The organism is Brachyspira pilosicoli, from assembly GCF_019402445.1.
Lineage (GTDB): Bacteria > Spirochaetota > Brachyspiria > Brachyspirales > Brachyspiraceae > Brachyspira > Brachyspira pilosicoli_B.
The window spans coordinates 1-3,061 of the sequence record NZ_SRZM01000034.1; the positions used below are offsets into that span (position 1 = coordinate 1).

4 protein-coding genes are annotated in these 3,061 nt (G+C 28.2%); all 4 read left to right on the plus strand.

Annotated features, from left to right (window positions below; all coding sequences use genetic code 11):
- Nucleotides 1–66 precede the first annotated feature (66 nt).
- The 4 genes from E6A48_RS01405 to E6A48_RS01420 all read left to right on the plus strand — a co-directional run bounded on the left by E6A48_RS01405 (nt 67) and on the right by E6A48_RS01420 (nt 2,649).
- Entirely contained in the window at nt 67–582 is a 516-nt protein-coding gene (locus tag E6A48_RS01405) for a PepSY-like domain-containing protein (protein ID WP_219708214.1), read from the plus strand.
- A gap of 30 nt (nt 583–612) precedes the next feature.
- Nucleotides 613–864, plus strand: coding sequence for a PepSY-like domain-containing protein (locus E6A48_RS01410; RefSeq protein ID WP_219708215.1), 252 nt, complete (start codon nt 613–615; stop codon nt 862–864).
- A 31-nt stretch (nt 865–895) separates the two neighbouring features.
- Nucleotides 896–1,147 (plus strand): PepSY-like domain-containing protein, encoded by a 252-nt coding sequence (locus E6A48_RS01415; protein ID WP_219708216.1) that lies wholly within the window; start codon nt 896–898, stop codon nt 1,145–1,147.
- 191 nt (nt 1,148–1,338) lie between these two features.
- A complete protein-coding gene (locus E6A48_RS01420; protein WP_219708217.1) occupies nt 1,339–2,649 on the plus strand; it encodes an NCS2 family permease in 1,311 nt (436 codons plus the stop codon).
- Nucleotides 2,650–3,061 lie beyond the last annotated feature (412 nt).

A 3,061-nucleotide genomic window follows, 5' to 3' on the forward strand; every position in this document is an offset into this window, starting at 1 on the left:
CTCATACTATATACTATAATTATAATTGTAAAGATAATTTACTTACATTCATCAAGGAGATATTAAATGAAAAAATTATTAAATGTTATTTTTATTATATCAATATTTTCAAGCTTGTTATTAGCACAAAATAATAATAATTCAGCAGATACTAATACAGCAAATGATATGACAATGTATAATCCTTATATGCAAACACCAGACAGTAATGTTCAATATGGATATGGAGTGCCATTATCATCTTTACCTCAAAACACTCAAGATTTTATAGCTAAACATTTCAAGAATACAGAAGTAAGCTATATAGAGAGAGATTGGGAAGATATAGAAGTATATTTAGCTAATGGAACACAAATTGACTTTTTCCCTAATGGTGAATGGAAAGAGGTAAAAACTTATGGAAATATGCCTACTACAATATTGCCTGCTAATGTTTTAGCTACTGTTAATAAAACTTATCCTCAGGCTGCTATTATTAAAATAGAAAAGCAATTCACTATATATGAAGTTAAATTAAATAATATGATGGAACTTTATATTGATAATAATGGTAACTTAATAGGTCAGCAATTTGACGACTAATATTAAAATATAAAAATAAAGGAGTAAATAATGAAAAAAATATTTTGTTTATTAATAGCTTTAAGTATAATAGGTTCTTCAGCTTTATTTGCTGATTGGTATGTACCTCTTAATCAAGTTCCTCAGGCAGTATTAGCTACAGCAAGAGCAACTTATCCACAAGCACAAGTTTGGGCAGTAGAAATGGAGCATTATAATGTTTATAAAGTAAAAATGAATAATATGATGGAACTTTATATAGATAAAGCTGGTAATTTATTAGGTCAAGAGTTTGACGACTAATATTAAAATATAAAAAATAAAGGAGTAAATAATGAAAAAAATAATTTGTTTATTAATAGCTTTAAGTGTAATAGGTTCTTCAGCTTTATTTGCTGATTGGTATGTACCTCTTAATCAAGTTCCTCAGGCAGTGTTAGCTACAGCAAGAGCAACTTATCCTCAAGCAGAAATTTGGGCTGTAGAAATGGAAAATTACAATGTTTATAAAGTAAAAATGAATAATATGATGGAGCTTTATATTGACAAAGCAGGCAATTTGTTGGGTCAGGAGTTTGACGATTAATAAAAAAGACAATTGATAAAAAAATAGTTATTCCTTATTATTGGAGAAGAGGCTTAAAAATATTTTTAGGTCTCTTCTTTTATTTGTATAATAAAAATCTATTTGCATAATAATATCAAAATATTCTATTGCAATAATAATGAAAAATGTATATATTGTTTCTTTATTAAAAATTATTATAAGGATTATTTATGGAAAAGTTTTTCAAACTAAAGGAAAATGGCACTAATGTAAAAAGCGAAATCATAGCTGGTATTACTACATTTATGACTATGGCTTATATATTGGCTGTAAACCCTAGCATACTTAGTGCTACTGGTATGGATAAAGGGGCTGTATTTACTGCTACAGTGGTATCTTCTATAGTTGCTACTTTAATTATGGGACTATTAGCTAACTTACCTTTTGCTTTAGCTCCTGGTATGGGTCTTAATGCTTTTTTTGCTTATACTGTTGTACTTGGTATGGGCTATAGCTGGCAAACTGCTTTAACTGCTGTTTTTATTGAAGGTATTATATTTTTAGTTTTAACTATTTTCAATGTAAGAGAGGCTATTGTAAATAGTATACCTCTTAATATGAAAAGAGCTATTTCTGTTGGTATAGGTTTATTTATTGCATTTATTGGTCTTCAAAACTCTAAAATTATAGTGAATAATGATGCAACATTAATTTCATTAGGAGATATTACTTCAGGCTCTCCACTTCTTGCTATAATAGGTTTATTAATAACATCTTTACTTCTTGCATACAATGTAAAAGGAGCTATATTAATAGGTATATTATTAACAACTATAATAGGAATACCTATGGGAATCACTCAGCTTTCTCCTTATGCAAGTTTTGCTCCTCCTTCTTTAGAACCTGTTGCTTTCAAATTAGATTTTGCTAATATACTTCATCCTAATATGTTTATAGTATTATTTACTTTCCTTTTTGTGGATATGTTTGATACTGTTGGTACATTGGTGGGTGTTTGTACAAAGGCTAATATGCTTACAAAGGGCGGAGAAGTTCCTCGCTGTAAGCAGGCTTTATTTGCAGATGCTGTTGGCACTATATTTGGTGCTTGTATGGGTACTTCTACAGTTACTACTTATGTTGAGAGTGCTTCTGGTGTTGCTGAGGGCGGAAAAACAGGACTTACTGCTGTTGTAGTTGCTATATTATTTACTATATCATTATTCTTATCACATATATTCTTATCAATTCCTAGTGCTGCTACTGCTCCTGCTCTTATAATAGTTGGTTTATTTATGATGACTCCTATATTAGAAATTGACCTTACTGATTATACAGAAGCTATACCTTCTTTTGTTTGTATTATATTTATGCCTTTTGCTTATAGTATTGCTGAGGGTATCACTTTTGGTATATTAGCTTTCACTTTATTAAAATTATTAACAGGAAGAACAAAAGAGATTACATTATTTACTTGGATATTGGCAGCTCTTTTATTAATAAAGATTTTAATGCCTGTTATTTCTAGATTTTTAGCATAAGAATTAAAATTATTACATTAAAGAACAAAGGTCTTGAATTAATTTCAAGGCTTTTGTTTTTTAACAAATTGATAGAATATATTTGTTTCAGTATATAATAAATAACTACATTTTTGTTAAAAACAAATTTATATTTTTTGATATCTGAGGCTTTGCCCTATACTCTACTTCTTTTATTGGTATAAAAGAAGTAAAAGAACTGCATTTTTTAGATTAAAATAAAATTTTATATTAATATATATTACAAACATATAAAGTTAAAGCACTTGCATTTTTTTTTGCAACTTTGACGAAGTCCACACAGTGTAAGGCGGGAAAAAGTTGAATAAAACATAAACTACATAATAAAATATGTTATTTAACTATATCTTAAAAAATTTTTAGTTTTTTATTTGTGGTGGCTTTGCCCCCT